The sequence below is a fragment of the Bacillus sp. JJ634 genome (assembly GCF_036962285.1).
Classification (GTDB): domain Bacteria; phylum Bacillota; class Bacilli; order Bacillales; family DSM-1321; genus Peribacillus; species Peribacillus asahii_A.
Genome location: NZ_JBALMU010000183.1, coordinates 774 through 1921, shown reverse-complemented (window position 1 = coordinate 1921; position 1148 = coordinate 774). Strand labels below are relative to the sequence as shown.

At 32.0% G+C, this 1148-nt stretch carries 1 protein-coding gene; it reads right to left on the bottom strand.

The window, feature by feature from the left end:
• Nucleotides 1–527 precede the first annotated feature (527 nt).
• Nucleotides 528–1004, bottom strand: a complete 477-nt coding sequence (locus V7068_RS21145; protein WP_499714429.1) for a hypothetical protein — start codon at nucleotides 1002–1004, stop codon at nucleotides 528–530.
• Nucleotides 1005–1148 lie beyond the last annotated feature (144 nt).

The window sequence follows — 1148 nt, the reverse complement described above, 5'->3', positions numbered from 1 at the left end:
AAATATAGCACTTATCATTTCATTTTTATTAGCAATCATATTTTTTCTATGTTTTCAATTTCGTTACATTTAATATCTCTATTTTATTTCACTAATTCCGTCCCTTAATTTGCAGCGAGACGCATAATGACTCATTAAAAATACATTGAATAACTCAATCTTATCATTTCTTCTTGATACAAATACCATCGACACTTCTGAAATCGTTACTCCTTCAGTGTCTCAATTCTTCCGTTTCAATAAGTCGGTGCCTCCCGTTGGAGGTGAACCTCTATTAGTCTCACAAGAACCTTATTAATCGATAAAAATCTGCCTTACATGGTTGATTGATTCTTCATTAGTCTAGTGGCTATCCTTCCATGTTAATTAAACATTTCATTGGTACTGTGCCATAACTTTCACTGATATAAAGGCAAGTTATACAGTAACTGATATCATTATTGTCTTCCTCGCCAACGATTCTGCTCCGTAGTAAAAAAGCGTCTCTTGCTTTTGAAGAAACGCATCCGTTAGCACAATAAGGCATATCAATGATTTAATCTTTGTAAGATTTGAGCCTCATTCTTTATTCTTGATATTACATCGTCCTCATTCAACACAAAAGATTTATCATCAAAATCAAGCCTATCAATCATTTCACTAATTTCAAACCAAACAAAAAGGTCATCTGAACTATCTAATTCCGTAGCAACAATTTGAAATATCCTATGTGCCAATTCAAATATCTTTGTATAGTCATTAGCTTTTATGATTTTACTTGTTAAAAGACCTATGTAAGCTCTTGCACATATCTCAAAGGTTGGCTCTTTAATTACCAACTCTTCTAATGCTCTTTTAAAATACACTTCGACTTCAAATAGATTATCATCGAATGAAAAGGAAGAGAGAATATTTAAGGATGGTGATGATGCATTTTTTTTCAATAGACTGTGAGACCAATTTACATAATTCTCAGTTGAAACCGTTCCCTTATGAATTTTATAAAATAAAACATTTGTTTCCACTTTATCACCCCTATCAAAGATTATTTTCCTTGAACCACATAAATAATCCTTCTTCTACTAACCTGCCCTGTTCATATTATAAGAAATAGCAGTTTAATGGTACTGAAACCAAACAAACCATCCTTTTTCCTTACTTTTAGCTAA